Below are 4555 nucleotides of genomic sequence, written 5' to 3'. Positions count from 1 at the left end.
TGCCAGGCGCGTAGGCCGGATCGAGGCAGTCGATGTCGAAGGTGAGGTAGGTCTTCTTGCCGCCGGTGCGGTCGACGATGGCGTAGGCGATATCGGACGCCCGCATCTCCTCGATTTCATGGCCATGGAGGATCTTGATGCCGAACGTGTCGGGTGCATGGGTGCGGATGCCGATCTGGATCGAGCGGTCGGGGTCGATGATGCCTTCCTTGACGGCGCGGCCGACGAAGGATCCGTGGTCGATGCGCTTGCCGTCGTCCGGCCAGGTGTCCTGATGGGCGTCGAACTGCACCAAGGCGAGCGGACCATGGATGGCGGCATGCGCCTTGAGCAGCGGCCAGGTGACGAAATGATCGCCGCCGAGCGTCAGCAGGAAGGCGCCGGATTTCAGGATCTTGGCCGCTTCACGTTCGATCGTGCCGGGTGTCTTCTGGTGATTGCCCGAATCGAGCAGGCAATCGCCATAGTCGACCACCGCCAGATGCTCGAACAAATCGCGTGAGAACGGATATTGCGGGTCGTTATCGAGGATCGCCGAGGCGCGGCGGATCGCCTGCGGCCCGAAGCGGGCGCCCGGCCGGTTGGTGACGGCGGCATCGAAGGGAATACCCCACACCACCGCGTCCGCGCCCTTCACGTCTTTTGTGTATTTGCGGCGCATGAACGACAGCGCGCCGGAATAGGTCGGCTCGAACGCGGCGCCCGTTTTGGAACGGGCGGTGAAGGCGTTGTCGATGTTGTTGTTCGCCATTACGGATCCTCGTTTTTCATCGGGGTGCAACAACTACAGAACCGGCACGGAAGATGCCAGTCACAGCTTGGCGAGACGGAATGGCGCTGCCCGAGTGCCACGGCAAGACAGGATTGTATCATCATGACGCAGACCGCGTTTCTCAACCCCACCCTTGTCGTGGCGTCGGCCCGCACCGGCACGGTCGCCGGCGAACGCTTCCTGGTGCTCGATTCGTGGCGCGGCATCTGCGCGCTTCTGGTGGCGCTGTTTCACTTTCCGACCGCTTCGACGATTTCGCAAAGCGCCTTCATCGGTTCGTCCTACCTGTTCGTCGATTTCTTCTTCGTCCTCTCCGGTTTCGTCATCGCCAGCAGCTACGGCGATCGGCTGAACCAGCCGGAACAGGTCGCGCGCTTCGCACTGGTCCGTTTCGGCCGCATCTACCCGCTGCATCTGCTCATGCTTGCCGCCTTCGCCGGCTTCGAGTTGCTGCGGCTGATGCTGCCGCAATTGCACGGCACCGGGGCTGCCCCCTTCAGCGGAGGCTTCGACCTCGGCAGCCTGCTTGCCAATCTTCTTCTGCTCCAGGGTGTCGGTTTCGAGGATCAATTGACCTGGAATGCGCCAAGCTGGAGCATTTCGGCCGAGTTCTTCGCCTATCTCCTGTTTGCTGGCGTGGTCTTCGTCGCCGGCGCGCGCGCCTGGATATGGTTCGTCGCCGCCGCCGTCACCGCGCCGCTGTTCCTGCTCGGTTTCTCGACCCATCATATGGATGTGTCCTTCGATTTCGGCTTCATCCGCTGCCTGTACGGCTTCTCGCTCGGCGCCTTGCTGGCCTGGTTTCAGCATGATTCCATTGCAGGGGCGCGACAGGCCCTCGCCAGGAGCGGCCCGCGGATGGACTGGACCCTTGCCGAAATCGTCATGGTGACCGTCATCGTGCTTTTCGTCTCGCTGGCGGGCGGCAATGATTTCGGCATCGCGGCACCCCTGGTGTTCGCGCTGGCGCTGTTCCTGTTCGCCCATGAGGGCGGCTGGATCAGCGCCTTGCTGAGAACCCCGTTCATGTTGACGCTCGGCGCGCTGTCCTACTCGATCTACATGGTCCACATTTTCGTCCAGGCGCGCCTGATCAACATCGCCGGGCTCGTCGAGCGCAAGCTCGGCCTCGGCCTGATGGGCGATTTCATGCTGCGCGGCCAGCCTGCCACCGGCTTCGGCGCCGGCTGGACCGGAGCATTGGCGATCGTCGTCATGCTCGCGGCCACCATTGCCGCCTCCTGGATCACCTGGCGTTTTGTCGAGATGCCGGCCATGGCGTGGTTCCGCCGGCTCTCGAAACGCATCTGACGCGCACTCCCCGCGAACAACCGCTAGCCGGCTTCGTTCACCTGGATGTCACGAGGGTCGCCTATCCCGATCTCGATCCGGCAAGGAGCGATTCTCGATGCGGACCATCTGGCTGAGCCTTCTGTTTTCCTCGGCACTTGTGGCCTTTTCTGACCAGTCATTGGCCGGCGAGACCCGCGCCAGGCAGATTCTTGACCGCTTCGAGCACGCCAACCAGTGGCGCGACCACGTCATGGTGGTCGCGCATCGCGCCGGCAGCATGCAGGCGGGCAAGACGCTCTACGCGGAAAATTCGATTGCCGCCGTGGAGGGGTCGATCGCCATGGGCGCAGAAATCGTCGAGGTCGATATCAGGCGCTCGAAGGACGGTGAGTTCGTCGTCATGCATGACAGCTGGCTCGACCGCACCACCACCTGCAAGGGCGAGGTGGTCAAATACACCCTGGCCGAACTGAAGACCTGCAGGCTGGTGGTCGAAGGCACCGGTGCGGTGACGGGTGAAACAGTCTCGACGCTGCGCGAGATGCTGATGGCGACCAGGGACAGGACCCTCATCAACCTCGACAACAAGCTCGACGTCGGCGACCTCTCGGGCATGATCGCGGTGGCTCGCGATCTCGGCATGGCCGAGCAGGTTATCGTCAAGGAGAATTTGTGGAACCAGAACCGGATCACCACGGTCCAGGCGGCAATGACCGCTATCGGCGGCGGCTTCCAGTTCATGCCGATCATCGCCGATGACGCGGTGCGTGATGCCGGCTTCGCCCGGACGGTCGACCATGCCTTTTCGCCGCGCGCGATCGAGCTCATCAACTGGCGGGCAGGCGCCGACACGCTGACCGAAGCCGGCGGGCCGCTGTTCAGCACGCGCATGCGCGCGGCCGCGGTCAGGGGCAACTGGCACATCTGGGCCGACACCTACGCCATCGCCAACAAACCGGGCGGCTTCCTGGCCGGCGGCCGCGGCGACGAACTGGCGGTGCAGGCCAGCCTGCCGCGCGAAGTCTGGGGTTTTTGGGCCGATCGCGGCGCCACAATCATCCAGACGGACGAGCCGAAGGCAGCCATCGTATGGCTGACGGCGAATGGTTTTCGCGTCCCTTATGCCAATGAGGCGCGGCCGGCCGAGCCGGCGAATACGGCGAGTATCAACTAGCAATTCGACGCTGGCGCTGTCACCCACCTTGGGAACGCCGGCGCCATCACCCCACCCGGCGCTACGCGCCGACCTCCCCATCGAGGGGAGGTGGAGGTCGCCGCCAGTCTCGACGCATTGAGTAGACCGCTGAGCCGGCAGGCGTTGCAAGGGTGTCTGTATGTAAAGCGCGGCGCCCTACCTCCCCTTGATGGGGAGGTCGGCGCGTAGCGCCGGGTTGGGTGACAGCCGAGACCCAACAGGCAGCATATGCTCCCGGTGGGGCGCCCTATCAAGCAGCCATCGCCATCCCATCCAACTCCCCAAGCACATCATCCGAAAGCTCCAGTTCGGCAGCCGCGAGGTTCTCCCTGAGATGTCCGACCGACGATGTGCCGGGAATCAGCAGGATGTTGGGCGCGCGGCGCAGCAGCCAGGCGAGCGCAACCTGCATTGGCGTGGCGCCGAGGCGTGTTGCGACGTCCGACAGGGTGGAGGATTGCAGCGGGTTGAAGCCGCCGAGCGGGAAGAACGGCACATAGGCAATGCCGTCGCGGGCAAGGTCGTCGATCAGGGCGTCGTCGCCGCGATGCGCAAGATTGTACTGATTCTGCACGCAGACGATCTCGGCGATACGGCGCCCTTCGGCGATCTGCGCCGGCGTCACGTTGCTCAGCCCGATATGCCTGACCAAACCTTTTTGCTGAAGCCCGGCCAGGATGGTGAGTGGCGCTTCGATCGATCCCTCGGCGGGGCCATGGGTATCGAACATGATGCGCAGGTTGACGACGTCGAGCACATCGAGCCCAAGATTGCCTAGATTGTCGTGCACCGCCTGGGTCAGCGCCTCGGGAGAGAAAGCCGGCAGCCAGGAGCCATCGGGCCCGCGCCGCGCACCGATCTTGGTGACGATGACAAGATCGTCGGGGTAGGGTGCCAGTGCTTCGCGGATCAGCCGGTTGATGACGTGCGGGCCGTAGAAGTCGCTGGTATCGATATGGTCGATCCCCTGCGCAATCGCCTCGCGCAGCACGCCCAATGCCGCGTCATGGTCCTTGGGCGGCCCGAACACGCCGGGCCCGGCGAGCTGCATGGCGCCGTAGCCGAGCCGCTTCACGGTATGACTGCCAAGCTTGAAGGTGGCGGGGGCGAAGGTGCCGGATTGTTGGATATTGGACATGATTGATCTCCTTTGAGGAGGCAGAGATAGGCGCTGCCCAACCTCGTGATAATCCGGTACAATCCACACAGGCCGTGCGGAATGGCGAACAATGATGGACCTCAGCGATCTGAACGCCTTCGTGGCGGTGGCGCGCGCCGGCGGGTTTCGCGATGGC

At 63.9% G+C, this 4555-nt stretch carries 4 protein-coding genes; 2 read left to right on the top strand and 2 right to left on the bottom strand.

What is annotated here, in order from left to right; all coding sequences use genetic code 11:
* The coding region (locus EN750_RS19890) for an agmatinase (protein ID WP_145967784.1) at positions 1–751 on the bottom strand (751 nt) is incomplete at its 3' end.
* A gap of 123 nt (positions 752–874) precedes the next feature.
* Here EN750_RS19890 and EN750_RS19885 point away from each other — a divergent pair.
* Together EN750_RS19885 and EN750_RS19880 are read left to right on the top strand one after the other, a co-directional pair.
* Positions 875–2083 (top strand): acyltransferase, encoded by a 1209-nt coding sequence (locus tag EN750_RS19885; protein ID WP_127397416.1) that lies wholly within the window; start codon positions 875–877, stop codon positions 2081–2083.
* Between the two features lie 97 nt (positions 2084–2180).
* Entirely contained in the window at positions 2181–3239 is a 1059-nt protein-coding gene (locus tag EN750_RS19880) for a glycerophosphodiester phosphodiesterase family protein (RefSeq protein WP_127397415.1), read from the top strand.
* Between the two features lie 271 nt (positions 3240–3510).
* Here the strand turns inward: EN750_RS19880 and EN750_RS19875 are convergent, their stop codons facing one another.
* The gene (locus EN750_RS19875) at positions 3511–4398 is read right to left on the bottom strand and encodes an aldo/keto reductase family oxidoreductase (protein WP_127397414.1); all 888 of its coding nucleotides are present in this window, start codon (positions 4396–4398) and stop codon (positions 3511–3513) included.
* Positions 4399–4555: the final 157 nt, after the last annotated feature.

The organism is Mesorhizobium sp. M7A.F.Ca.ET.027.03.2.1, assembly GCF_003999175.1.
Taxonomy (GTDB): Bacteria; Pseudomonadota; Alphaproteobacteria; order Rhizobiales; family Rhizobiaceae; genus Mesorhizobium.
Note: the sequence above shows the minus strand (reverse complement) of the source record. Positions and strands in the feature narration are given on the sequence as shown.

Coding starts and splice junctions, on each gene's coding strand:
- EN750_RS19885 (WP_127397416.1), top strand. CDS start 875: ATGACGCAGACCGCGTTTCTCAACCCCACCCTTGTCGTGGCGTCGGCC.
- EN750_RS19880 (WP_127397415.1), top strand. CDS start 2,181: ATGCGGACCATCTGGCTGAGCCTTCTGTTTTCCTCGGCACTTGTGGCC.
- EN750_RS19875 (WP_127397414.1), bottom strand. CDS start 4,398: ATGTCCAATATCCAACAATCCGGCACCTTCGCCCCCGCCACCTTCAAG.